Annotated in this window: 23 protein-coding genes; 8 read left to right on the top strand and 15 right to left on the bottom strand. The window is 50.8% G+C overall.

Annotated elements, in window-relative coordinates:
- Nucleotides 1-50: 50 nt before the first annotated feature.
- The 4 genes from ACYVEA_RS27230 to fmt all read right to left on the bottom strand — a co-directional run bounded on the left by ACYVEA_RS27230 (nucleotide 51) and on the right by fmt (nucleotide 6181).
- A complete protein-coding gene (locus ACYVEA_RS27230) occupies nucleotides 51-3398 on the bottom strand; it encodes a caspase family protein (RefSeq protein ID WP_461116585.1) in 3348 nt (1115 codons plus the stop codon).
- A gap of 172 nt (nucleotides 3399-3570) precedes the next feature.
- Nucleotides 3571-4071 carry a dihydrofolate reductase gene (locus ACYVEA_RS27235; RefSeq protein ID WP_461116586.1) on the bottom strand — a complete coding sequence of 167 codons (501 nt, stop codon included), beginning with the start codon at nucleotides 4069-4071 and terminating at the stop codon, nucleotides 3571-3573.
- Nucleotides 4072-4139: 68 nt separating this feature from the next.
- A complete protein-coding gene (locus tag ACYVEA_RS27240) occupies nucleotides 4140-5144 on the bottom strand; it encodes a polysaccharide deacetylase family protein (protein WP_461116587.1) in 1005 nt (334 codons plus the stop codon).
- Between the two features lie 113 nt (nucleotides 5145-5257).
- Nucleotides 5258-6181, bottom strand: a complete 924-nt coding sequence (gene fmt / locus ACYVEA_RS27245) for a methionyl-tRNA formyltransferase (protein WP_461116588.1) — start codon at nucleotides 6179-6181, stop codon at nucleotides 5258-5260.
- A 308-nt stretch (nucleotides 6182-6489) separates the two neighbouring features.
- Between fmt and greA the strand changes: the two genes are divergently transcribed.
- The 3 genes from greA (at nucleotide 6490) to ACYVEA_RS27260 (ending at nucleotide 8324) form a co-directional block, all read left to right on the top strand.
- The gene (gene greA, locus ACYVEA_RS27250) at nucleotides 6490-6963 is read left to right on the top strand and encodes a transcription elongation factor GreA (protein WP_461116589.1); all 474 of its coding nucleotides are present in this window, start codon (nucleotides 6490-6492) and stop codon (nucleotides 6961-6963) included.
- An 84-nt stretch (nucleotides 6964-7047) separates the two neighbouring features.
- Nucleotides 7048-7437, top strand: coding sequence for an HIT family protein (locus ACYVEA_RS27255; protein ID WP_461116590.1), 390 nt, complete (start codon nucleotides 7048-7050; stop codon nucleotides 7435-7437).
- Nucleotides 7438-7502: 65 nt separating this feature from the next.
- Nucleotides 7503-8324, top strand: a complete 822-nt coding sequence (locus tag ACYVEA_RS27260) for an aldo/keto reductase (protein WP_461116591.1) — start codon at nucleotides 7503-7505, stop codon at nucleotides 8322-8324.
- A 194-nt stretch (nucleotides 8325-8518) separates the two neighbouring features.
- Here the strand turns inward: ACYVEA_RS27260 and ACYVEA_RS27265 are convergent, their stop codons facing one another.
- The 3 genes from ACYVEA_RS27265 to ACYVEA_RS27275 form a co-directional block, all read right to left on the bottom strand.
- Entirely contained in the window at nucleotides 8519-10024 is a 1506-nt protein-coding gene (locus ACYVEA_RS27265) for a tagaturonate reductase (RefSeq protein WP_461116592.1), read from the bottom strand.
- Nucleotides 10025-10183: 159 nt separating this feature from the next.
- Nucleotides 10184-11176 carry a PfkB family carbohydrate kinase gene (locus tag ACYVEA_RS27270; RefSeq protein WP_461116593.1) on the bottom strand — a complete coding sequence of 331 codons (993 nt, stop codon included), beginning with the start codon at nucleotides 11174-11176 and terminating at the stop codon, nucleotides 10184-10186.
- A gap of 61 nt (nucleotides 11177-11237) precedes the next feature.
- Complete coding sequence (locus tag ACYVEA_RS27275) at nucleotides 11238-12599, bottom strand: MFS transporter (RefSeq protein ID WP_461116594.1); 1362 nt, start codon at nucleotides 12597-12599, stop codon at nucleotides 11238-11240.
- A 152-nt stretch (nucleotides 12600-12751) separates the two neighbouring features.
- On the opposite strand from ACYVEA_RS27275, the gene uxuA reads away from it, so the two are divergent.
- The 4 genes from uxuA to ACYVEA_RS27295 all read left to right on the top strand — a co-directional run bounded on the left by uxuA (nucleotide 12752) and on the right by ACYVEA_RS27295 (nucleotide 17130).
- Entirely contained in the window at nucleotides 12752-13933 is a 1182-nt protein-coding gene (uxuA, locus tag ACYVEA_RS27280; protein ID WP_461116595.1) for a mannonate dehydratase, read from the top strand.
- Between the two features lie 117 nt (nucleotides 13934-14050).
- Nucleotides 14051-14686 (top strand): hypothetical protein, encoded by a 636-nt coding sequence (locus ACYVEA_RS27285; protein WP_461116596.1) that lies wholly within the window; start codon nucleotides 14051-14053, stop codon nucleotides 14684-14686.
- A gap of 45 nt (nucleotides 14687-14731) precedes the next feature.
- Nucleotides 14732-16159, top strand: coding sequence for a glucuronate isomerase (gene uxaC / locus ACYVEA_RS27290; protein WP_461116597.1), 1428 nt, complete (start codon nucleotides 14732-14734; stop codon nucleotides 16157-16159).
- A 119-nt stretch (nucleotides 16160-16278) separates the two neighbouring features.
- Nucleotides 16279-17130, top strand: a complete 852-nt coding sequence (locus ACYVEA_RS27295; RefSeq protein ID WP_461116598.1) for an alpha/beta fold hydrolase — start codon at nucleotides 16279-16281, stop codon at nucleotides 17128-17130.
- Nucleotides 17131-17185: 55 nt separating this feature from the next.
- On the opposite strand, the gene ACYVEA_RS27300 is transcribed toward ACYVEA_RS27295, so the two are convergent.
- The 3 genes from ACYVEA_RS27300 to ACYVEA_RS27310 form a co-directional block, all read right to left on the bottom strand.
- Nucleotides 17186-18463, bottom strand: coding sequence for a metal-dependent hydrolase family protein (locus tag ACYVEA_RS27300; RefSeq protein ID WP_461116599.1), 1278 nt, complete (start codon nucleotides 18461-18463; stop codon nucleotides 17186-17188).
- 80 nt (nucleotides 18464-18543) lie between these two features.
- Nucleotides 18544-18963: a hypothetical protein gene (locus ACYVEA_RS27305; protein WP_461116600.1), complete on the bottom strand. Its 420-nt coding sequence runs from the start codon at nucleotides 18961-18963 to the stop codon at nucleotides 18544-18546.
- Between the two features lie 68 nt (nucleotides 18964-19031).
- On the bottom strand, nucleotides 19032-19487 hold the full coding sequence (locus tag ACYVEA_RS27310) for a DUF4920 domain-containing protein (RefSeq protein WP_461116601.1): 456 nt from the start codon (nucleotides 19485-19487) through the stop codon (nucleotides 19032-19034).
- A gap of 208 nt (nucleotides 19488-19695) precedes the next feature.
- Between ACYVEA_RS27310 and ACYVEA_RS27315 the strand changes: the two genes are divergently transcribed.
- Nucleotides 19696-20217: a DinB family protein gene (locus ACYVEA_RS27315; protein WP_461116602.1), complete on the top strand. Its 522-nt coding sequence runs from the start codon at nucleotides 19696-19698 to the stop codon at nucleotides 20215-20217.
- Nucleotides 20218-20247: 30 nt separating this feature from the next.
- Here the strand turns inward: ACYVEA_RS27315 and ACYVEA_RS27320 are convergent, their stop codons facing one another.
- From ACYVEA_RS27320 to ACYVEA_RS27340, 5 genes are all read right to left on the bottom strand, one after another.
- Complete coding sequence (locus ACYVEA_RS27320; protein ID WP_461116603.1) at nucleotides 20248-21552, bottom strand: enolase C-terminal domain-like protein; 1305 nt, start codon at nucleotides 21550-21552, stop codon at nucleotides 20248-20250.
- A 48-nt stretch (nucleotides 21553-21600) separates the two neighbouring features.
- Nucleotides 21601-22728, bottom strand: coding sequence for a mannonate dehydratase (locus tag ACYVEA_RS27325; RefSeq protein WP_461116604.1), 1128 nt, complete (start codon nucleotides 22726-22728; stop codon nucleotides 21601-21603).
- A 28-nt stretch (nucleotides 22729-22756) separates the two neighbouring features.
- Nucleotides 22757-23614 carry a 2-hydroxy-3-oxopropionate reductase gene (locus tag ACYVEA_RS27330; protein ID WP_461116605.1) on the bottom strand — a complete coding sequence of 286 codons (858 nt, stop codon included), beginning with the start codon at nucleotides 23612-23614 and terminating at the stop codon, nucleotides 22757-22759.
- Nucleotides 23615-23655: 41 nt separating this feature from the next.
- Nucleotides 23656-25101: a GntP family permease gene (locus tag ACYVEA_RS27335; protein WP_461116606.1), complete on the bottom strand. Its 1446-nt coding sequence runs from the start codon at nucleotides 25099-25101 to the stop codon at nucleotides 23656-23658.
- Nucleotides 25102-25237: 136 nt separating this feature from the next.
- Nucleotides 25238-26017, bottom strand: coding sequence for an HpcH/HpaI aldolase family protein (locus ACYVEA_RS27340; protein WP_461116607.1), 780 nt, complete (start codon nucleotides 26015-26017; stop codon nucleotides 25238-25240).
- Nucleotides 26018-26122: the final 105 nt, after the last annotated feature.

Below are 26122 nucleotides of genomic sequence, written 5' to 3' on the forward strand. Positions count from 1 at the left end.
TTTGACAAAGTTTAGAACCGCTCCGGCGGCCCGGTTTGTCAAAGCTTGCTTCAAATCGTCAACATGCTTTCGCCCAGTGCTTTCAGGCTTTCGTCGTCGGCAAAATAGCTGATGTGATCGCAGGCAATGGGTATCTGTTTCACTACGTGTGGACCGGCTACGTCCTGAATGCTGGTGACTAATACGGCAATATCATTGGCATCATGAAACAGGAACGTATCGAGTAGGGTATAGGCCGCACGGCTCTTAAAACGCACCCAGATCTTACGCCATAAGGTCATATCCTTCTCAAAGATTACTGGTACCAGTCTGGTGTTCCCAGCGATGATTGTGTAGGGAACGGGCGAAACAGTGCCGTCGTTGAGGCTCTTCAAAAATTCCGAGTCTTCGTGCATCTGGCGCAACGTAACGAACAGTCGATTGGCCTGTTTGCCCAGCAACGCCAGCGGAATTAAATACGGTTTGACCAGCGCTGAACCGTTGATCACTTTGGTAATCAGGGGCACGACCATCGCTTCCACGTCCGACCAGGGCGATCCGTTGTTGGGGGTGCCGAGCATAATCAGGTGGTCGACGTATTGGCCGCCCTGCCCTTTTTCGATCATCCAGCGCGCGACCAGCCCACCCATCGAGTGCGCAATGATGTGGAAGGTTTTGGCATCAGCGGGCTTTAGCCCCACGGCCTGTAGCCGCTCGTTTAGCAGTTTGGCGGTTTGTTGAATTTCAGTGTCGAGATTTTCGTAATCGAAGGCGAGTACTACGTCATAGCGGGCAATCAGCGGTTCACTACTAGCCGCAAATTTGACCCGCCTAACGGCTTTGACCATCTCTTCGGTGTCGCCGATAATCCCGTGAACGAAGAGCAGCACCCGATGGGCACTGGCGACAGCGTCGATGATTTTTTGGAGGCCATCACTCTCATCTTCCCGGATGCGTGTGACGGTTTCCTGCTCATCGACAACGACTAAACTCAGCGTGCCGACCGGTTTTTTGCCTGCAGTTATTTTTTTGAAGAATAGCTTAATCGAACCGCCCAGACTCTTTTCACCCACCGCCGATGGGTCGGGGAGTTGTTCGACGTCGATAATTCCGTTGCGTTCAAATCCAAGCGGGTAGAATTGCCCGGTTTCGTCATCATAGCCAAAAGGAAGCAGGGTTTCGTCGTCCTGCAAATAGGTTGATACGTCCAGTTGAAGTGGATTTTCGGCTGTTACGGACTCGGTTTGGCTGACGTCGACTAACTCTACTACGTTCAGGTTTGGCGAGCTACCCATGCCACGCGTGCCAGTCAGTTCGTTTTGGGCGAAGGAAACCGAACGGGATGATTCATCGTCGAAAAACCGCCGGAAAGCGGCATCCGTTTTTGAGTCATTTCCTAACGATCGGGTGGCGTCCTTCACCGAGCTAAGCGTTACGTAGGCCTGAAGGGTTGGATGTGGTTTGATTACGATTCCATGTACCTTACTGTCCTTCGTTGGCGAGACGGTAGTCGTGTCGGGCGGGCAAATGATGTTGAGCGTAATGGTGCGAGCTGTCCAGGCCGGTAGTTTGGGGCGAATTGGTTTGAGCATTCCAAATCCCCTTTCTTTTGCGTCCCGCATCTTTTCCAGGGCAATCCCCTCCTGATTGTAATGCTCCGTCGAGAACTCCTCGGTGGCAATAAGAATTTTAATGTATTCGGTGATCTCGTCGATACCCAGTTCTTTAAACTGCTCAGGATCGGGCCAGATGTACAGGGGGATTGTACGTGAACTTTCGTAGGTCATCCAGGCCGATTCTCCCGGTGCTAGCTCAGCTTTTTGCAGGAGCGCGTTGCTGATTTCGTAATTCTGGGAAAGGTATAAGGCGCTGACATACAGGGTTTCGTTGCTGGTGTTGGTTACCTGGAGTCGGAAATAGGGCTGTTTCCATTCGCCATTCTCGTAGCGATAATAGCAGGCAACGGGGTCGGTGGGGTTAACAATCCTTTGGGAAGGGGACGCGTCGGTGGGCGACTCATAGTCCGTTACTCGTTCCCAGGTTAGGGTAATAGCGTTCTCGAGCAGACGGCTGGTTGGGTTGTTGACGTCCAGCAACTTGTACCAGCGAATGACGGTGTCTATCTTTTCGCTTAAATCCATCACCGCACCTGCGTCGTACCTCTCGACGGGAAGGAACAACGGAGCATCGCTGGTGGGAAGCGTTAAATAGAGTTGTTGCTGACTGGCCCGAATTAGGAAGCGGGCATTCTCAACCTGATCAACTAGGCGGAACGAATGTTGATCAGGTTGCTTCAGTGCATCCAACGCAGAGCGTGCATCAGGATCACTGTCAGGGGCAATCGCTACGTTGACCAACTGATCGGCAGGCGGCTGATACTGAACCCGGTACGGGGTGGTTATATCAAGTCCATCGGTTCCGGACGTAATGGCGCTACGGTTTACCGAAACCTCGCCCAGCGACATGCTGGTTTCTGAATCCGTTAGTTGTAACGTCCCACCCGTTCGAATGCCCTGAACACTTCCGGCATTGAGCCACCACTGGCCTTTCTCGAAACTGATGAGCCACGAATCGGCCAGTGCTACGTTGCCCAGCAGAAAGATGTGGCGGCTCTCACCCGCCTGAGTAGCTTCCAGTTGCGGCACCTGATCATTCACCAGTTGCGCGGCCCGAATGCCTGCCTGTTGCATAAGTCCCGCGTAGGAAAGCTGTCCTCCCTGTTCTTCCAGCGCTGAAATCACCGAATAGGTAAACACGCCCTGATGGTCGCCCTGAATCGATTTTTCTTTAGCTGTCTGGTAACTTTTGGAGGCCGCCAGCAGCAGGTGCTTACCTGTCGGGGGAGCTACTTCCACCCGCCCGTCGGCATACGTGGTTTTAACGTAGGATTCGTGGCCAAGATAGTCGCTAACTGCCATTGGCGTAAACAAGGGCTCGGCCATGCGAACCTTACTGCCCACTTCTTCGGCAAACCGGGTGCTGTTGCCGGAATGACAGCAGTCCATCATGGCCACAAAATGGATGGATTTGTGCTGGTTGGCTTTCCAGATCAGGTAAGCCAGTTCTTTGTCCATCAAATCATACCCACCTGGTAATCGACTGTCGTAGAGTACAATCGATTCGTTCATGCCATCCGACTCCGTCCAGAACGCTTTCGGCGCAACCGCCTGCGAGCCATGCCCGCTGTAATATAGAAAACAGACATCGCCCTCCTGCGCTTTATCAAACAGGGTAAATGCATCGATTACGCCCTGTCGGGTGGCCTGCGAATCCTGCCTGATCTCGAGTGTCAGCCGATCCGGGAAATGGTTTTCAAGGTACCGCTTCACAGACAGCATGTCATTGACGCAACCGCTAAGCCGGTGCTGCGGAATGGGGTACTCGTTAATGGCGATAAGGAGTGCAAAAACGTTCGGCATGGTCGGGAAAGGAATGGGGCTTTACCAATAGAAAATTGGGTAGTAACCAGCCGAAAATTTATTCGCTGCGCAAGCTTTATTACGTCATTGGTCAGCCTTTTTACTTTATGGTAATCACGAAAAATAACTTCCCTAGTTTATCTGAGAGAGAATCCACTACGTTAGATTTACATTATGGCTTGCGTTCATACGTCACGAAGTCAAATGAAACCGCGTGCCGTTCATCGGCAGGGTGAGGATGCCGGCTGATTTCCTGCCACTCATTTTTGTTGAATGTAGGGAAATACGTATCGCCGTCGTACGACTGATGAATTTCAGTGAGGTAGAGCGTTGTGGCAATGGGTAAAGCTATCGCGTAAATTTCGGCTCCACCAATGACAAAGATTTCGTCGGTTTTTCGGGGTGCATTCGTCGCTACGTCGATGGCGTCGTCAAGCGTATGCACAACCGTTACGTTCTCCGCCTTAAAATCCTGATTGCGCGTGAGAACAATATTGGTACGATTGGGTAAGGGTTTGCCAAGGGCTTCCAGCGATTTACGGCCCATGATGATGGGATGGTGGCTGGTTTTGCGTTTGAAAAACGCAAAATCGTCGGGAAGGTGCCACGGCATATCGTTGTCGCGGCCAATAACGCCGTTTTGTGCCACGGCAGCAATGAGGCTTATTTTCATATATTTAAAAAAGAGCGAAAGAATGAATGAGCGAAAGAGTGGGCTCACGTAAGCCATTTTTCGCTCATTCATTCTTTCGCTCTTTCGCCTTTAGTTTTGCGCCGTTCCATTAATTCGCGCCAGGTGGTGACAATGATGCCTTCTTTTTCGACAAAAGCTTTAAGCGCGGGGGCCATCATGCCCAGCATATCGCCTTTGCGGGATTGGCCCGAACTGCTGATCTGATCGAAGGTTGGCGTGGGCGCCGTGCAATGCATAATGATGTAGGTCAATCCCGGCTTTGTTGAATTTAGCAGCTCAATGAATTTTTGTGTTTTAAATTTCTGTAAGGCGTCGTCCGATGTCCCGGCTGGTAAATTCTGGCTGGTAATGCTACCGTCCAGATCATCCAGAACGGGCAGGCCAGCGTCCCAGAGCTGTTTGCCAACCTGCTTGATCAACTGCTGCTTATCGGCTGGTATGCTGTTGGCTTTGATGATCAGGGAGGCATGACCACCGGGAAACAGTATCGGGATTTTCTCTTCAATCGCCAGTTTGACGTAGCTCATCAAAAATTTTGGCTCAAACAGCGTGCCCATGTGCGAATCCATGTGCGTAGGCTGTACCCCAAACGACCGATAACGAGCCAGTTGCGCCCGGATTTCGGCCGAAACTTCCTCCGCTGATGCGTGCTGAGCAACCTCCTCGACCGTGTGCCAGAAGGCGCCCTGCTCATCGTATAAACCCGGTGCTTTGTCTTTGCCAACCAGCGGAAACCAGCGATAGTTTTTCCATTCGGATGTGAGCGTGAGGTGAACGCCCGCATCGACCGTTGGGTGTTTTTTTACGTAGTCAAAGAACTGGGGTACCCACCCACAAGGCATCATGATACTGGTCGAGTTGGCAATGCCTTTGTCGATAGCATTGATGGTTCCCATGTTCGATTCGTAGCTCATGCCCGCATCGTCGACGTGGAAAATAATCACTTTTTTGCCCTTCGGAAAGCCCAGTTTCTCGGCATACGTTTCTGACTGGGCATTAGCTAGGATAGAGGTGATAGCGGTAAAAGTCAAGCTAAGTAAGAGTGATTTCATGAATGGTTTAGGGTTTGTAACAAAGATTTTGAACACAGAGCCACAGAGGTCACAGAGTATTGAATTTATTGGAATATATAATCTCTGTGATCTCTGTGGCTCTGTGTTCAAAATTACAATTTATTCCCCCGCAAAAACTCCTCGGCGGTCATGCGTCGTTTGCCTTCGGCCTGGAGGGTGTCGATACGTAGCCAGCCGTCGGCAGCGCGAACCATAATGACTTTTTTATTGTCGGAATAGGCCTGGCCCGGCTCGGCGGTAAATGGTGATTCGTTGGCGATGGATACGTCGTACAACTTGAATACTTTCCCATTGATCAGCGTCCAGGCAGTAGGGTAGGGCGACAGACCACGCACAAAATTTCGAATAACCTGAGCAGGCTGATTCCAATTGACTTCGGTGGTTTCCCGACTAAGCTTGGGGGCTGATTTCAGGTCGTTAGATGCAGGTTGCGGTAGGCGGGGGTAGTCGCCCGCTTCGATGGCGTGAACCGTTTTTACCACCAGGCTGGCGCCCCGTTCCATCAGCCGGTCGTGCACGGTTCCGGCGTTATCATCCGGGTAAATGGGCTCATAATCCTGAAAAATCATCTGGCCCGTATCAATTTCCTTCTCGATAAAAAACGTCGTTACGCCGGTCTCCGTCTCCCCGTTGATGATGGCCCAGTTGATGGGCGCAGCTCCACGATACTGCGGCAATAATGACCCATGCAGGTTGAACGTACCAATCGTCGGCATTGACCAAACTACCTCTGGTAACATGCGAAAGGCAACAACAATCTGCAAGTCAGCGTTATAACTGGCAAGCTGTTCCAGAAATGCCGGATCGCGTAGTTTTTCGGGTTGAAGGACCGGTAAATTTGCGGCCTCGGCGGCTTTTTTAACGGGTGATGGCGTTAGGTGCAACCCCCGTCCTGACGGACGGTCTGGAGCCGTAACGACAGCGACCACAAGACAGCCTGCAACGAGCAGTCGTTGCAGGCTGGCAACAGCAAAATCGGGCGTACCCATAAACACAATACGAAGCGGCTGAGTCATGAATCAATACGTTGTTTTTAAGGTCCCCATCAGCTATTTGTTGATATAGCCGGGAAGTATTTCTATTTTTGTATCAGCGATGCGTTGCACCAAACGTACCACGTCAGAATGTGATGGCCGATAAACGGCTGAGTCTATGCGACGAACGATTTGTTATATTTCTGAACCGCTGGCTTCGGACATCCGACGGCGACCCTGACGCGTCTGCAAAGAAAACCAATTTGGTTGCAGAACGGTCGGTGTACCGTTCTTTTTGTTTTAAGGAGTACCCAAAACCAATGTGAAAAACGAGTAAGTATTTAAGTATCATGGCAAAAATTTCATACTACACCGAGGAAGGACTCAACCGGCTTAAGGCTGAACTGGTTGAACTGAAAACAAAAGGTCGGACGGCAATTGCTCATCAGATTGCCGAAGCGCGCGACAAAGGCGATTTGAGCGAGAATGCAGAGTACGATGCCGCGAAAGATGCGCAGGGTTTGCACGAATTGAAGATATCGAAACTCGAAGAGGTCCTGTCGAATGCGCGCGTTCTGGACGAATCTACCATTGATACTTCGCTGGTATCCGTGCTGTCGAAGGTGAAGATCAAGAATAAGAAAAATGGCGCTGAAATGAATTATACGCTGGTTTCGGAAGAAGAAGCGGATCTGAAGGCGGGCCGGATTTCGGTAAGTTCACCCATTGGGAAAGGGTTGTTGGGTAAGCGCGTCGGCGAGACGGCCGAAATAAAAGTGCCCGCTGGTGTTGTGGAATTTGAAGTAATCGAAATCGCCCGATAGTTAGTGAAAAATGTAGAATGAAAAGTGAAGAATACAGGCACTAGCAATTATTTTTCACTCTTCATTCTCCACTCTATATCATTTATGCCTTCTATCTTCTCCCGCATCGTTGCCGGTGAAATTCCGGCTCATAAGATTGCTGAGACCGACGACTACCTGGCTTTTCTCGACGTAATGCCCACCACCACGGGCCATACGCTCGTTATCCCTAAAAAAGAAGTCGATTATCTCTTCGATCTTGATGATGATCTTTATAACGGCCTGATGGCATTTGCCAAAAAAATCGCTCCCGCCATTGAAAAAGCAGTCCCCTGCAAACGTATCGGTGTGGCGGTTGTTGGGCTGGAAGTGCCCCACGCGCACGTCCACCTGATTCCGCTCAACTCCATGGCCGATATGAATTTCAGCCATAAGATGAAAGTGAGCCAGGACGAATTAGCGGCCACTGCCGCTGAAATACGGGCTTTTCTGTAGGAAGCGGTCCGTCTCTCCATTAAGCAAATTGGCTTCTAACAGGCTGCTCAATTAAAGCCGTCGCTATGTTAACCCGACTAATTCCTTACAGTAAAGAAGCACTGCCCGTGGTTGGGCTCGGTACCTGGCAAACCTTTGATGTATCGACGCCATCGGCCAAAGAGCCGTTGAAGGACGTACTGAAAACGATGCACCAGTACGGCGGAACATTAATTGACAGTTCACCCATGTATGGGCGCTCGGAAGGGGTAGTTGGTGAGCTGACAACTGGTTCGGACCTGGAAAACCAGTTTTTCTATGCGACCAAAGTCTGGACGCAGGGCCGGGAAGCGGGTATTCAGCAGATGAATGAATCGTTCAAGCTTATGCGCCGGAAAACGATGGATTTGATGCAGATTCATAACCTGACGGACTGGAAAACGCACATGCAGACGCTGAAAGAGTGGAAAGCGGCTGGCAAAATACGCTACATCGGCATCACGCATTACACCGATTCCATGCATGGCGAGCTAGAGCAGATTCTGTCGTCTGTCCCAATCGATTTTGTCCAGTTCAACTACTCCATCACCTCCCGAAATGCCGAAAAGCGGTTACTGCCCGCGGCTGCCGATCATGGTGTCGCTACGTTGATCAATCGGCCGCTGGGCGAAGGCGGGTTGTTTGCCAGCGTGCGTGGAAAAAGCTTGCCCGACTGGGTCAAAGAGTACGGAATAGAGAGTTGGGGGCAATTCTTCCTTAAATTTATCCTGTCTCACCCGGCCGTTACGTGTGTTATTCCAGGAACGAGCAAGCCTGAACACATGGCGGATAACGCCAAAGCCGGTATCGGTCCTTTACCCGACAAAGCAACGCGGGAGAAAATGGCGGCTCTTGTTGCTGGCTTTTAATGATTAGTAGCGACGTAATGTAAAGCTATAGAATGTGTTTGAGTAAGTTTTTCAGGGGTGGTTCGGCGAAGTTTTCAACTTCGTCGGAGTGTTATCCGGTCTCCGACCGGCCTTTTTGCTGCGTTTTACATCGTAGACCGGATAACAACTCGAACATAGTTAAAAACCAGGCTCCGCACATCTAATTGGCAATCTTACGAAACGGCTTTCTCCAGCGTCTTTTCGACGCCCGCTGTCAACAAGGCGTTAAGATCGGCGGCCACTGCTTCTGAAAAACCGGGTAGGGCCGTTAGATCGGTTTGCCAAAGTGTAACGTCCGAGAGGACACTCTTAACAAACGCCTGAACCGTAGCAGGCGAATTCGTTTTGACCGTCTTCCAGTCGCCATAAAAATACCCCGCTTTGTCATCCCGGATAGGGTACGTTAACTGGCCTCCCTTAACGGCAACCTCGCCGAAAAACTGCCCTTTTTCTTCACGCACCGCTTTCATAAATAGCAGGTACGCTGCGAATCCCAAGGCGGTCAGTTTCGGCACGGCGTTGAACTGTTCGTAATACCGTTGAATGGTCGCTACGTTGCGGGCCTGCATTTTAGCCGTTTCCTGAAGGGAAATGTTCAGCAGCAGATGATCCAGATAGGGGTTTCGGAAGCGGTCCAGTACGTCGTGAGCGAACTGCGAAATGGCGGCCTTATCCATGCCGGGAATGCCATAATCTGGTACCGTCGGCACAATTTCATTGAGCATGAGCGACTCAATAAACTTGCTCATGGTTGGATGCGTCATCTCATCGGCAACGGTTTCGAGGCCCAGCAAATAACCCAGCGGCATGGTGAGCGTGTGTGAGCCATTGAGCACCCGAAGTTTGCGCTCTTTGTAGAAATTGATGTCTTCGTCGATGATCACCTGAGGGGTGCTGGCGTCCGCAAAAGTCAGTGTTTGTTTAACACGATCATCGCCTTCGATGGCCCATAAATGATAGGGCTCCGTGAAGGTGAGCAGATCGTCTTTATAGCCAACTTCCTGTTCCAATGTCTGCTTTGCTTCGTCGGTTGGGCGTGTTACGATGCGGTCAACGAGGGAGTTACAGAAACGAACGTGAAATTTGAGCCATTTCGTAAACAGCTTGCCCAGCTCATTGAACTTGGCCAGTTGCTCAACGGCGTCCCGCAATTTTAACCCGTTATCCGTCACGAGTTCAGTTGGAATCACGATCAGCCCTTTAGCCTTGGAGCCGCCAACGCTTCGAAAACGCTCATATAAAAACGACGTCAACTTAGCCGGAAATGACTGGGGTGGATTCTGAAAAATGCTTTCTTCAACGTAATTCAGACCCACTTCGGTGGTATTGGAGATAATGATTTGCAGTTTCGGGTTTCTGGCAAGTTTCAGTACGTCGCTCCACTGCGTTTGGGCGGCTAACACCCGGCTGATCGCCGAGACAACGGTATTTTCGACAACCTCCTGACCCTGCTGAACCCCCCGAACTGCCACCGTATAGAGATTATCCTGATCTGAAAATTCGTTGGTTTGGCTATCTGTGGATTTAACGACGACGATTGATCCCTCAAATCGCCCTTCGGCATTCGCTTTTTGAATCAGATAATCGGGCAAGCCCCGTAAAAGAACGCCTGTGCCAAATTGAAGAACTTTTTCGGGAAAAACGGGAGCGGGGTTTGTCGAGCGAGTGAGCTTTGTCATAGTTGGGTGGGCGGCAATGGATTCTGCGGTCATCAGTTGAACAGGCTTACTATTAACTAAAATTGAATGTTGATGTTGGATATTTCATAATTCAGCAATATTACAAACTACTTTGTTAACCGTAACCGCTAATTTATCGAATGAACGACGATTAAGCTCTTAACGTTTTAATCGTCCTGAGCTATCACCGCTGGCCAACGTATCGATCTCGGCTACAGTTGCCAGATTTACATCGCCGGGAATGGTATGTTTTAAGGCCGAAGCGGCCGCTCCGAACTCAACGGCCCGTTGTAGATCATTGAACGTAAGCAACCCATAAATCAAGCCCGCCATGTAGGCGTCGCCCGTACCGATTCGATCCGTAATGGGCTGAATATCATACGTTCTTGATTTGTAAACGCTTTGCCCGTCGAATAGCTTGGCCGACAATTGATTATGCGATGCGCTCAGCGAATTGCGTTTGGTATCGGTGAAGTAGCGAACATTGGGAAATCGTTTCATCATCGCCCGCCCTGACTCCTGAAAGGTACTGCCCACTACGTCGTATAGCTCAGAAAACAGCCCTTTACTCCCCAAAACCAGCGTACAGCCTTCGGTTAATGCGGGCATAATCTCCTGGGGCGTTTTGCCATATTGCCAGAGATTACTGCGGTAAACAATGTCGCCCGATACCGGAACACCCAGACGATTAGCCGTCTGTATACCAGCTAGTAAACAGTCGGCGGCACCCTGCGAGAGCGCGGGCGTAATACCCGTCCAGTGAAACCACGACGCTCCCTGTAAAATCGGCTCCCAGTCAATATCGTCGGGTTTGATGCGCGAGAACGCCGAATCAGCCCGGTCGTAAATAATCTGGCTGGCCCGGCTTCCGGCACCCGTTTCCAGAAAATACAGGCCCAGTCGACCGTCGCCGTAGCGGACATGTTCTGTGCTTACATCGTATTTGCGCAGGTAACCGGAAGCCGCCCGCCCCAGCGCGTGATCCGGGAAACGGGTAACATGCGCTGTCTGTAAACCAAGTTGCGCCAGCGATACCGCTACGTTAGCTTCGGTGCCGCCAAAGTGCATCGTCAGTGAATCTGTCTGAGCAAATCGACCGACGCTCGGTGGGCTTAGTCGTAGCATGACTTCGCCAAAAGTGACAATTTTCATTTGTTCGTAGTTAAATACGGGCCCGCTTCACCGTTGGGCGTTGAGGGACTGGTGGCGATCATTACTGATCACTGGCTAATGACCAATTACCACTTTTCTCTAACTCCTCCGTTGTAACGGGTTCTAATTTAGGTAAGACCAGGTGAATAATGACCAGGACTAGCAAGTAGGTACAACTGGCAATCATAAACATGGGTAAGTAGCCAAAGGCGGTGATGATGCGCCCAGCCAGCAATGATAGTAAAATGCCGCCAACGGCACCAAACATCCCCCCAATTCCTGTTACAGATGCCACTACGTTCCTGGGAAACAGGTCGGAGGCAAACGTATACATATTGGCTGCCCAGCCCTGATGAGCCGCTGTTGCCAGCGAAATCAGAGCAATGGCAATGGTTAGGCTGCTGGTTTGAGCGGCAAAGAAAATTGGCACCACACAAAGTGCACAAATGAGCATGGTTGTTTTGCGGGCGCGGTTGGCCGACCAGCCCCGGCCCATGAGCTGCGTACTCAGCCAGCCGAAAAAGATACTGCCCGCATCAGAAACAACATAAATAATTAGAAACGGCACGCCAAATGTTTTAAGGTCCAGCTTTTGGTCCAGCGCATCATTGGAGTTAAAAAAATCGGGCAGCCAGGACATGTAGAACCACCAGATGGGGTCCGCCATAAATTTTCCAATCGCAAACGCCCATGTTTGCTTATAGCCCAGTAATTGCCCCCAAGATACGTTTACGGGCGCCATTTTTTCCTTATCACTACGAATGTAGGCCAGTTCATCGGCGGAGAGTTGTGGACTTCGTTCGGGTTTGTGGTACATGAACCACCAGAAAATCAGTAGCCCAAATCCCAGCAAACCAGTTATCAGAAACGAGCTTCGCCAGCCAAATTGTAAAATCAGATGGGGCACCAGCAGAGCGGTTAAAATAATCCCCACATTAGTCCCGGCATTGAAAAGTCCATTGGCAAAGGAGCGTTCACGCCGTGGAAACCACTCAGCTACGGTTTTAACGGATGAGGGGAAATTGGCGGCCTCCCCCAGACCTAAACATACCCGTGCCCAGCGGAGACTGGCCATATTGCTAACAAACGTGGTTAGAACAGCGGCAATACTCCAGACAAACATACCCAATGAGAAGCCCCGCTTGGTGCCGATCCGGTCGATGAGCCAGCCAACCAGCAGAAAGCCAATGGCATAGGCGAATTTGAAGGCCGCATCTACATCGCCGTAAAAGATTTTGAATCGGTCAGTCGCTTCTTTGGTCAGTACGGAATCAGGCGTCATATCGAGCATTTCTTTCCGAAATAGCTCGTCGGTCATGGTGAATGACAATACCTGTCTGTCTACATAGTTGATCGTTGTTGCCAGGAACAACAAGGCGACAATGCGCCATCGAAATCGGCCAGATGTGGTTGGCGTTTGCAAAACAAGTAGACTCTTTTGATGAGAAAAGCAGCAAAGATTGCTTATTTACCTAAAATAGTCGGCAGTCAACAGTCGATAGTCTTTAGTAGTTGCCTGGAAGCACTGACGACTGACGACTATTAACTGTCGACTACCGACTAACTTTTATTCATATGCTTGAACAAACCTGGCGATGGTTTGGTCCTAAGGACCCTGTATCGCTAAATGACGTCCGGCAGGCGGGTGCTACGGGCATCGTAACGGCCTTGCATCATATTCCAAACGGCGAGGTCTGGTCGCTGGAGGAAGTCCAGCATCGGAAGGCTCTTATCGAAGCCAGTGGACTGACATGGTCGGTGGTGGAGAGTATTCCGGTGCATGAGGGCATCAAAACCCGAACGGGCGATTACCAGCGATACATCGAAAACTACAAAGAGTCGATTGTCAATCTGGCGCAGGCTGGGATCGATACGGTTTGTTATAATTTCATGCCGGTTCTCGACTGGACGCGTACGGATCTGGACTTTCCGATGCCCGATGGCTCTACAGGACTTCGTTTTGACGCTACTGAATTTGCCGCTTTTGAACTATTTATTCTCCAGCGCCCCGGTGCCGAATATTTGTATAACGATGAACAGAAACGGCAGGCAAAAGCTAAGCTGGACGCGATGGGTGATGCTGAGGTAAAACGCCTGACCCGAACGATCATTGCCGGGTTGCCGGGTTCGGAGGAGAGTTATACGGTTGAGCGATTTCGGGATGCACTCGCTACGTATGCCGATGTGGGCGATCGCGAATTACGTCAGCATCTTTATGCATTTCTGCGCGAAATTGTACCTGTCGCCGAGTCGGCAGGGGTACGGCTGTCCATTCACCCCGACGATCCACCCTACCCAATTCTTGGCCTGCCGCGCGTGGTAAGTACCGAAGCTGATGCTCGTGCGTTGCTGGCTGCGGCCGATTCGCCCGCTAATGGGATTTGTTTTTGTACGGGTTCCTACGGCGTTCGGACCGATAATAACCTGGTTGGCATGGTCGAACGGTTGGGATCGAAAATTCATTTTATCCATTTGCGCAGCACCGAACGCAGTGCCGACGGCAGTTTTCAGGAGGCTAATCACCTCGAAGGCGACGTACCGATGCCGGGCGTTATGCGGGCGTTGCTGGCTGAACAGAAAAGGCGAAAAGAGGAAGGACGTACGGATCTTCGGATGCCATTCCGCCCCGATCACGGGCACCGGATGCTTGATGATTTGACTTCCGGCAAACGAACCAATCCGGGTTACACGGCCATTGGACGGTTGCGTGGTCTGGCTGAACTGCGCGGTCTGATGGTGGGCTTGTCGATTGAGTGATAATGAAGTTTTGACAGGATTTACATGGTAAACAGGATTTTTGTAGGCTCTAACCTTGTTTTATCCCGTAAATCCTGTCTTTAATAGTTATCTTGCCAATAGCTAAACCGTGCGGTTATGGAAGCGATCAACAAGCCGAAGCACCCTCCTCTTACTCCTGAACAGAAACAACGTCGCGCCGAACGTGCCCGATTACTCAAGTCACTTGTCTACGAAATGTGGGACGGTAAGCCGGTGTATTATGCCGGCTATAAAGACGTATTGAAGGGTGCAAAAACGGTTGAGCAGGTTATGAGTTCGAGCATTTTGCAAAGTCGGTTAGTCGTTCGATTAGCTGCCTATTTATTGTCAGTATTAGACTTGAACGTGTATGACGTCTTGGGGAACGAAGTAGGAATTCAGTTTAAGAAAGGGGATTGGCGAGCCTGTGATATAGCAATTTTTGAATTGGAAATTTTGGAAGGGCAGGACGAGACAAAATACGCCTGGGTGCCTCCTAAAGTAGCAATCGAAATAGATACGAAAGCTGACATGGATCAATATGATTCGGCTTTTGACTACTACGAAAAGAAAACGACAAAACTGCTTGACTTTGGGGTTGAGAAGGTAATCTGGTTATTCACTAAATCCCGTAAAGTCTGGATTGCCGAAGCCAATAAAGACTGGCTCATCCGCGATTGGAGCCATCCGGTTGAGGTGCTGCCGAGCTGTCAGTTTGTGCCCGATACGTTTGTAACAACATCAAAAAAATAATAGTAGAAGCCGGGAGAAATCGCCCGGCTTTTGCTTTTGCCTACCATGAATATACTCGTGACCGCTCCCACTTTTTTATCCGACGATTTTCTGTTACAAACCGAAACCGCCCGTCGGCTCTACCACGATTACGCCCGGCCAATGCCGATCATTGACTACCACTGTCACCTACCACCGGATCAAATAGCCGCCGACAAACGCTTTGAGAATGTCACCCAACTCTGGCTGTATGGAGATCACTACAAATGGCGGGCCATGCGAACGCACGGTATTGACGAACAGTATTGCACCGGCAATGCTTCGGATTGGGCGAAGTTTGAAAAATGGGCCGAAACCGTGCCCTACACGCTACGTAACCCGCTGTACCACTGGTCGCATCTGGAGTTGAAAAACCCATTTGGTATAACGGACGTACTGAATCCAGGGACCGCCCGGTCGATATATGATACGTGTAATGAGCAATTGCCGCAGCTCACCGCCCGTAATTTACTTCAGCATTTCGACGTTCGCGTAGTTTGTACGACCGATGATCCACTAGATTCGCTGGAGCACCATCGTGCTATTGCGAAAAGTAATTTTTCGGTTAAAGTGTTGCCCGCCTTCCGGCCCGACAAAGCCATGGCTGCCGATGATCCGACTGGATTCCGCGCCTATGTGGAGAAATTAGCTACGTTGACGAACCGCGAAATCCGGACGTTAACGCATTATCTCGACGCGTTGAAATCCCGTCATGATTATTTTGGCGAAATGGGTTGTCGGCTGTCGGATCATGGATTGGAAATGATCTATGCGGAACCGTATGTCGAAAGTGAAATTGAGACCATATTTTCGAATTTACTGCTAAACTGGAAAGATGGTGTTTCGGTACTCAGTCCGCTTGATGTGCTCAAATTCAAGTCGTTTATGCTGGTGCAGTTTGCGGAGTGGGACCACGAAAAAGGGTGGACACAGCAGTTTCACCTCGGCGCGCTACGTAACAATAACATCCGTCGGCTCCGCGAACTCGGTCCTGATACGGGCTGGGACAGTATCGGCGATTTCCCACAGGCGGCTTCGCTCTCTCGCTTCCTGGGTGGATTGGACGACCGGAACAAGCTGACCCAGACCATTTTATATAATTTAAATCCGGCTGACAATGAAGTGATGGCCACCATGATTGGCAACTTCAATGATGGCTCGGTGCGGGGTAAAATACAGTTTGGTTCGGGCTGGTGGTTCCTCGATCAGAAAGATGGTATGGAAAAACAAATCAACGCCCTCTCGAACATGGGACTGCTGAGCGCATTTGTGGGCATGCTTACCGATTCGCGCAGTTTCGTCTCTTACCCGCGTCACGAATATTTCCGGCGAATTCTGTGCAATATCTTCGGCAACGAAGTCGAAAATGGCGAACTCCCCAACGACGTAGAATGGGTTGGCCAGATTATCCAGGACATCTGCTACCGCAACGCCGAGCGGTATTTCGGGTTCTGAAAAAATATCTATAGAGGAGATTAAACCCAGCGTTACAGAGAACACGCAGAAATTATATAAAAACTCTGTGTTCTCTGTGTCGCAATGGCGCACCACTCTGGGTTTAACCTGTTTAATCCATGACCCACACATTTGTTGAAGCAAACGGTATAAAATTGCACGTCGTTCAGGCGGGTCCAGCAGATGGGCTGCTTGTGATCTTGTTGCACGGATTTCCTGAGTTCTGGTATGGCTGGCGGCATCAGATCGATACGTTAGCCGAAGCCGGTTTCAGGGTCTGGGCACCCGACCAGCGAGGCTATAACCTGAGCGATAAACCAAAAGGGATTGCAGCCTATGGTATAGACACGTTAGCCGCCGACGTCGTGGGGCTGATCGATGCCGCGGGTCGGGAGAGAGCAGTTGTTGTGGGGCATGATTGGGGGGCGGCAGTAGCGTGGTGGACAGCCGTTACGTATCCTGAACGCGTCGACCGGCTGGTGGTCATGAACGTGCCACATCCGGTTGTTATGAAGAAGTTCGTCAGTCACAATGTAGGGCAGATGCTACGTAGCTGGTATATTGGCTTCTTCCAATTGCCGTGGTTACCCGAAACGTTATCCCGATTGGGTAACTGGGCGATGCTCGTGCGAACACTACGTAAAAGCAGTCGGCCCGGTACGTTCTCCAATGCTGATTTGCAACAGTATAAAGCGGCCTGGTCGCAACCAGGGGCCTTTACGGCCATGGTCAACTGGTATAGAGCCGCGCTTCAGAAACCACCTTCCCGACGCTCTGGCATTCGAATTACTGTACCGACGTTGTTGATCTGGGGTGTTGGTGATCAGTTTCTGAAACGAGAAATGGCACAACTCAGCATCGATCTTTGCAACAACGGGCGTGTTGTGTATGTTGAGAAGGCTTCCCACTGGGTTCAGCACGAGGAAGCTGAACGAGTGAGTGAGTTGATAAAAGAAGTCGTCAGTCAATAGTCGATAGTATGTGATGTTTCACTATCGACTACTGACTGACAACTATTGACTTGTTTTACTGTTTATACACTTTGCCGTCTTTCATGACGAACTGGACAGCTTGTAAGGTTTTGATGTTCTGGATCGGGCTTTCGGCGACGGCAATGATATCCGCAAATTTGCCCGCTTCAATCGAGCCAATCTGCGCGTCCATGCCTAGTAGCTTGGCGTTCGTCATCAGAGCTGCTTTGATCGCTTCAACTGCTGGCATACCCGCTTCGACCATGTATTCAAACTCTTTCGCATTATAACCGTGAATGAAAACACCCGCGTCGGTGCCAAAGGCAATCTTCACGCCCGCTTTGTACGCCTTACCAAATGTAGCCTGGATTTTCGGGCCGATAGCTAAGGCTTTGGGAACTACTAAAGGCGGATAATACCCAAAGTGCCGGGCTGAGTCGGCGGCTGTTTTACCGGCAATGATGGTTGGAACGTAGTACGTGCCGTGTTTTTTGAACAACTCAATCGCTTCGTCATCCATCAACGTACCGTGTTCAATCGTTTGTACACCTGCTTTGATGGCGCGTTTCATGCCTTCGGCGCCGTGGGCGTGGGCCGCTACTGCAAAGCCGTAATCTTTGGCCGCAAGCACAACGGCGTTGACTTCTTCCTGCGAAAACTGGGGACCGGAGCCATCTTTGGCATTGCTCAATACGCCACCGGTTGCCGTGATCTTAATCAGGTCGGAGCCGTCTTTGTACCGTTGCCGAACGGCTTTGCGCGCATCTTCAGGACTATTGACAACGCCCTCCATTGGACCTGGGTCGCCCATCAGATCTTTGCGATAGCCATTCGTTGGGTCAGCGTGGCCGCCCGTTGTGGCAATGGATTTGCCAACCGTTAGCACGCGGGGGCCTTCCACCAGACCCGCATTAATCGCATTGCGAAGTGATACGTTCACCCCCGAACCACCCAGGTCACGGACGGTGGTGAAGCCTGCCAGCAACGTTGTTTTAGCATAACCGGCTGCCCGATACGCCACATCGGCCGGGTTGCTGGTGAACCCATCAATGGCCCCACCCCGACGCGTTTGCATTTCGAGGTGAACGTGCATGTCAATCAGGCCGGGCAATACGGTTTTTGATTTCATGTCCAGCACCCGATCCTGACCGGCGGGGGCTGTGTAGCCCTTCTGTACGGCTGTAATTTTGTTGCCTTCCACCACAACCGTCATTTGTGGTTGCAAGGTATTCCCCAACCCATCAAAGAGATTTCCGCAGTGAATTAAGGTGCGCTGGGCAAACAGAGGAGCCGCCAGCAGCGACAAGCCTGCCAGCATGTATAGTTTTTTCATAGAACAAATTGGTTGGGTACAAAAAAAGGCTGCAACGAGTAGTTGCAGCCCTTAAGCTACGGAAATAGCGTGAACAACGCTTATAATTTTGTTACCTGAACAACCGCCGTTTGCGCCCGACCAGGGGCATCCAGGGTTGGGTAAGGGGTCACTTCCCGTAAGATCACCTTATACGTAGTGTTGTTAAGCGTAACACCCGTTGAGTCTAATCGCTGTTTAGAACTCCCATTGATGTCGGCTCCTAAAACCAGCCGTACCGTACTCGAATCACTGCTGGTTGCAAGTAATAGCTTAACCTTAGCTTGTCCTGCCCAGACGCAGACAGCCCCCGTTGGACAGCGGCTATCCTGAATGGAGTCGGCTCGGATCGTAACATCTGAACCTAACCGAGCCGACTGATTTACGCCGAGCGATACCCGGTCAGATGGCGTTGTTTCAGATGATGTGCAGGCCGCAAAGAGTGTTGTTCCAACGATGAGAAAACCAGAAAGTAATTTCACTGAATCTACCATAGTTCTTGCATTTTTTTACAAAGACACTATGGCTGGAAAAAGGGTTGGAAACGGGTTTATTTTTTTACGATCACGCCATCAGCTACAAATGTCAGGGCTTTTTCTGGTTCGGTGATCTTCTCAATTTCTTCTTTAGACTTTCCGGCGTCCTGAGCGAAGTGACGCAAATCAGCTACGGGTGTCGTGCTGGTTTCGGCAGTGCCTTCGACAACAACGGTTTTGCCAACGATGTCCTTCGGAACGAAGAAACCGTAATCTTTGAACGTAACGCGCATCGTCTGGCCATCGCTGGTTTTAACCTTCATCCAGCAGCCTTTTACTTTGCATACTGATTCAACGGTGCCTTCTACTTTGGCGGGCATTTCAGTTTTGTCAGCCATTTTCGTGGCTAGCTGTGCCGCTGGAATGGCACCGCTTTCTGTAATTTTTTTGCCGTGATAACTAATTTCGCCCTGGGCAAATACGCCAACTGAAGCGGCAACAAGTAAGCTGGTGAGCAGTAGGGTTTTCATTGATTTCCTGATGATTAGTGCGAGTAATTGCTGTTGTATTGGTTGCGCATGGAATCATTACGTGATCGGTTGGGCTTGCGCGGATGATACTCCAAAAGTACTCATTCAGATTGATTCCAGAAAGTAAATGAAAACCGTAATTCACAAATGATTACCCGTAAATGAGGAGCGTGTACATAGTTTTAGTAAGCTTGTAAAAAACATAACCATGCAGATTGTAATACCGGGTCTCCAAAAGCAACTGACAAATGACTGTCAGGCGTTCGTTAACGTAGCAACGAGTTACACGAATGAAGCGTTTAGCTATCAGCCCAATGGGAAATGGTCAGTCGGTGACGTCGCGCAACATTTGTACCTGTCAGCCCGTCCGGTGGCTCGTTTGATGGCCGGTCCGCGTGACGTGTTTGACCAATGGGGAAAGCCAACGACGCCATCCAGAACCTATGACGAACTGACATCCGCTTACGAGCAAATACTGACGAAAGGCACAAAAGCACCGGCTACGATGTCGCCCCGGTCCGAAGATATGCAGGAAAGCAGAAGTAGCATAATGGCGCGGTTTGTGGCAGTTTACGATGCGTCAGTTGATGTTCTTTATGCGTGGTCAGAGCAGGAGATGGACAATTACTGTATGCCACATCCTGCCCTGGGAAAAGTGACGGTTCGGGAAATGGTCTACTTCACGAGCATCCATACACAGCATCATTTGCGGCTGCTGCCGAAGCCATAAAATTCAATAATTGGTCCTGTGTTAGTTTGATCACCAGCGAACCGACTGAAATTTCCAACCCGGTTGCACCTTTTGCATTTCGATCTCATCATCCCGCTTCGTTAAGCCGCAATCCAGGTAGTTCTGGTGGAGTTTTTCTAACGCTTCCCGATCCAGTTCGACCCCTAGTCCCGGCTCAGTCGGCACGAGCACGGCACCCTCTTCAAAGTTGAAGCGTCCGGACGTAATGATTTCGTCGGATTGCCAGGGGTAATGCGTATCCAGCGCATAGGGGACTTTGGGCAACGCAGCGCCCAGATGCACCATAGCGGCCAGCGAAATGCCCAGATGGCTGTTGGAGTGCATGGACAGCCCACGCCCGAAGGTTTCGCAGATACCCGAGAGCGTGATCGACGCCCGCAATCCGCCCCAAAAATGGTGATCGCTCAGGATAATATCTTCTGCACCAATACGTATGCTGTTGGGGATATCCTCAAATGACGTCGTACACATGTTCGTCGCCAGTGGCGTTTTCAGCGCTTTCCGGACTGCTGCCATGTTTTCTTGCCCACGGGTCGGATCTTCCAGGTACTCCAGAATCGGCTCCATCTGTTTGCCATACTCAATAGACGTTTCAACCGTCCAGAGCGCATTCGGATCAACACGTAGTGGTACATCAGGACCGAAGGCGTCGTGCAGGGCAAACATGGCGTCGACTTCCTGCTGCGGTTCAAAAACGCCACCTTTCAGCTTGATCGACTGAAAGCCAAACTCCGCACACATGGCTTTGGCCTGCGCCACAATTTCGGCCGGATTCAGCGCACTGGCTTGCCGGGCAGCCGCCCATCCTTCAGCGTCTGGATCAGTTCCGAACCCAAGTTTTCCGCCAGCCCCTTCGTACTTGTAAAATAAATAAGCTGAAAAAGGTACCCGATCCCGTAGTTTGCCGCCTAACAAATCAACGACAGGGCGATTGGTGACTTTGCCGATAATGTCCAGGCACGCCACTTCGATGGCGCTGAAAATATGGACTAGCTTGCGTTGATCCCAGGGCGTTTCACCACGTTCAGCCGCACTATCGGTGCCAAACCGATCGATTAAAACCTGCCTGATTTCATTCAGTTGAAACACGTCTTTGCCAATCAGCAATTCTCTGGATTCTGCCAGTGCGGCATCAATGGCCGATGTGCCGGGAATTTCGCTGATACCCGAAATGCCATCGTCCGTAACCAGCTCGACAACGGTACGTAGCGCGTATGGTGCGTGCAACCCTGCCGCGTTCAATAGGGGAGGATCGACAATGGCAATGGGTGTAATATGGATTTCCCTGATGCGGGGGCCAATTTTATGAGGCATGCTATTGTGGGTTATTTTTTTGTCTACCGACCGGTGCGGCAAAAGTAATCAGGCGGCTTCATCCGTCACCGTTTGGAGCAATCCTTTAATATAGCCGTAGCAAAACGAAAAGGCCTGCAAATCAGCGGCATGGTCGGCGTGATGGGGTACGTGATCAGGCATGACCATACCCGAAAAACCAACATCACGCAGAGCCCGCACTACGTGCAGAAAATTCATGTCGCCGTTGTCGGGATACACCTCCTGAAAGTTATTCCAGCCCCCTTTGATATTCCGTAAATGAACGTTGAAAATCTGATTTCGCTCACCTACCCATTTGATGATCGGCATAATGTCGTTTTTTGGATCTTTCAGCCCTTCGGCAATGGAGCCGATGCAGAAATTGAACCCGTGATACTCACTATCGTACAGCTTTGCGAACCGTTGAATACCTTTGAACACGTCCGGACTGTTCCAGCGTGTAATGCCGCGATAGCCAACCGGCGTTGGGGGGTCGGCAATGTGGTTGGCTAACTTGACTTTGTACTCTTTTGCCACAGGCAGTATCCGATCGAGAAGGTAGATAATGCGCTCGAACATCTGTTCAATATTTACGTCACCGGCTATCGTTTTTGGCAGGTTTTGCTTCACCGCTTCCTCATAATTCCAGGTGCTGTAAATAGCATTGCCGCGTTTGGGATCGACTGTTCTGCCGGTACGTAGCACTGGCAGAATGGTGGTGTTGTAATTCAACACCTTAATGCCTGTCTTACCCGCCACCTGAATCATCTGCTGAAGAATTTCGATTTCCCGATCCCGTTCCGGGCTTTTCCCAAGCATGATGTTGGGATAGTCGGCCTTGTCGATTCCTGAGGATGCCAGCGGGAAGTGATACGCATCCAGGCTGATGCCAAACTTCTCACACGCTTCTTTTTTACGCATTGAATCGTCCAGATCCCAGCCTTTGCCCGCAATGGTTTTCGGGGCACCGCCGTCAATATTATACACCCCGTGCCGGGCTTTGAACTCCAGATTCTCCGTTGACGTACCACCCGATTGACAGCCAACTTTCATCAGAACCTTTTTCGGGACTGTGGGCTTACTGACTGTATTTCCGGCAGTTACCTGGTCCGGTCCGAAAACTGCCGCACCGACGGAACCCGCTGTCAGGACTCTAATAAAGCGTTTACGTTTCATAGAAGTTAAGGGTTTAAAAATGGGCAAATTATTGTAACAGCAACACCAGTGAGCTATGGTCCAGGTCGCCATTGCCCTGGTCCATAGCCTGTTTCATTTGGTCAGCGACCAGAGCAGTAGCTTTAAGCGGAACAGCAAAGGCTTCTCCTGTTTGTAGGGCGATGCCCATGTCTTTCTTATGTAATCTGATTTTGAATCCGGGCGCAAAATTTTCGTCGATCATCCGTTTTCCGTGTAGGTCGAGGATGCGGCTTTGGGCAAATCCACCCAGCAAAACCTCCCGCATTTTCTCTAGGTCGACTCCGGCTTTTTTCGCCAGCGCAAACGCTTCGGCTACTGCCTGAATGGTTATCCCGACAATCATCTGGTTGCAGGCTTTTGTGGTTTGACCGGCCCCCGGTTCGCCAATATGGACAATGTTCTTGCCCATTGCCTGAAAAAGTGGCAACGCCCGTTGAAACGCGGCTTCCGTTCCGCCCGCCATAATGGACAGCGAAGCCGCTTCGGCGCCCACCTGCCCACCCGAAACGGGCGCATCTAACGCTTCCACGCCTTTTTCCAGCATTGCGCTATACATGCTTTTGGCTGTGGCAGGGGCAATGGTCGACATGTCGATAAATAGCGCGCCTTCCCGAATGCCTTCCAGCACGCCATCCGGGCCCGAAACGACCTGCTCTACATCCGGCGAATCGGGCAACATCGTGATCACTACGTCGCATTGTTGTGCCAGTGCTTTACTGGTTGGGAATGATTGAGCACCCGCCGAAATGAATGCTTCGGCCGCCTTGCTTTGACTTAAAACGGATACGGCATAACCTGCCTTGATTAAATTCATTGCCATGGGTTTCCCCATGATACCTAATCCGATAAAACCTACTTTTTCCATAGTCTGATTCGAAAACAAACTGATAAAATGATTACCGCAAGTTAAACCAGCGGGAACAATTGGGCGGCAATCATGATCACAACCAGGCCGGTTAATCCCATTACCACGAGCAAGGGTGATATGGTTTTCAGCGCTTCCTGTTCGGTGAGATTGCTTAGTTTACAGATAATCCAGAAGCCCGCGTCGTTCATCCAGGGCACCAGTTTTGACCCGCAACCGATGGCCAGACCCAGGTACAGGGGGTGAAATTCGAGGTGAGCATTGCTGGCCATGCCAGACAAAATCCCCGACGCGGTGATTAAGGCTACGGTAGCGGAACCCTGGGCCGTCCGGACAACGGCGGCAATGAAAAACGCCATCGGAATCAACGCCATCTGGTATTCTTTGGTCATATCGGCGATACGGACACTAATACCGCTTTGCTGCAACATACCCCCGAAAGCCCCCCCTGCGGCTGTGATCAGGATAATACCTCCACCGCTCATGAGCGCTGCCTGAACGAAGGCTGTTAACCCTTCTTTGCTATCCTTCTTTTGGCGAGCCAGAATCAGTAAGGCAGCAATGCCACCCGTAACGATGGCGATATTTTTATCGCCAAAAAATTTGACCAGGCTCAGAAACTGGTTCAGAAAAGACGATGAGGTAAGGGGTTTGCCCGGTGTAGCCATCGCCGTGAGGGCTGTATCAGCACAGATAAAAACCAGAGGAATCAACACGGGCAACAACGACAAACCCAATGTCGGAAGATGCTGCGTTTCGCGGGCCGCAACGGCTTTGATATCGTCCAGCTTCGCGTCCAATGAGTCCCGTAATGGGATCGGCCATTTTTTGTTAGCCCAGAGCGCAAAGAAATAACCAGCTGTAATGGTGAAAAGTCCGACAATTGTGCCGCCAACCATCATCAACCCAATGGGAATGTGCATTTCGCCCACCAGAAACAGCGGTCCCGGTGCGGGCGGAACCAGTGAATTGGCCATAGCCGCGCCCGCCATGATACAGAGTACCAGCAGCAGGTAATTTTTGCCGATACGTATCGTCATGGCTTTGGCCAGCGGCATCATCAGGAAAAGGACCGTATCGAAAAAGACGGGTATGCCCAAAAAGAAACTGCTCACCAAAAAGGCAATGGGTGCTTTTTCGATGCCCGTCAGCCGCAGCATAGACCGGATAATCCGTTCGGCAGCTCCGCTTTCCAGCATGCATTTACCAATGATTGCGGCCATCGCGATTAGGATACCGATTTTGCCACAGGTGTTCCCAAACTCGGTGGCGATACGTTCGCCGATGCTTTTCTTGGCCAGCGCGAGGGCTGCGGCTGGCGCCGTTCCTTTGGCCAGCGCAAATTGTTCAATGGCCGAAGCGGGGGTCATCAGCGCCACCACAAATGCACCAAGCAGGAGCGCCAGAAAGGGGTGTAATTTTAGCCCGATAATGCCGCCCACGACAATAATTACGCCAGCCGCTAAGATTAAAAGAGGATCAGTCATTAAGAAAAAGGTTAGGAACGGGTTGGGTATTTCAGGTTCACCGGAATTTTCATTCTCGCCGGGTTAAAACCCGACGCAATTCATTCTTATTATATTTTTGCACCGGGTTTTAACCCGGCGATTCCTAATTCAACTCCTAAGTCGTCTTTAGCACGGATCGAAAGGCGTCCAGCTTCCCGGCCAGATTACGGGCGCCATCGGCCACGAACGTAGCGTCAGCACCACAGGCGATTAGCCGAATGCCCAGGTCATGATACCGCTGATAATCGTCGGGGTTAAAGAACAGGATACCCGTTGCTTTGCCCGCTTTTTGCGCTGCATTGACCGTTTCCTGTAAAGCTTCCTTAAAACGCGGGTGATCGAACTGACCGAAAATACCCAGCTCCATCGACAGGTCGGCGGGGCCAATGAACAGCACATCGACACCGTCGATAGCGGCCACTTCGTCCAGATGATTCAGTACTTCTACCGTTTCGATTTGCACGACGCCTAAAATCGTTTCCCGCGACTCCTGATAGTACTGATCAAAATTCTGCGCGAAGCCTGTAGCCCGTACCATCTTGGCGACGCCCCGGTTCCCGTGTGGGGGATAGTGCAAGCTGTTGACAACCTTTTGAGCATCCGCCGGATTTCCGATTTTGGGGCACATGATTCCTTCGGCTCCCATGTCCAGCACCCGATGAATCCGCTGACTTTCGGCACTTTCAACCCGAACAATTGCCCCGGCGGCTGTATGTTCAAGCGCTTGTAACTGATACAGCGCATCTTTCTCCGATCCGGCTCCGTGCTCAAGGTCAATAAGCACCCAGTCAAATCCGGCCTGGCCAACAATTTCGGCCGTTAGTGAGCTTCCCAGGTTCAGCCAGCAACCGTTGAGCGTTTCGCCCGCTTTGAGTCGTTTCTTTAGATTTTTCATTCAGAACAAAGGCAGAATAAAAGACTCTTTACTAGGTTTTGCCAAAAAGCTGTGCCACGGTTTATTTAAGCGTAGTCAGGAACTGTGGCACAGCTCTTGTCAAAC

The sequence above is a fragment of the Spirosoma jeollabukense genome (assembly GCF_054777855.1).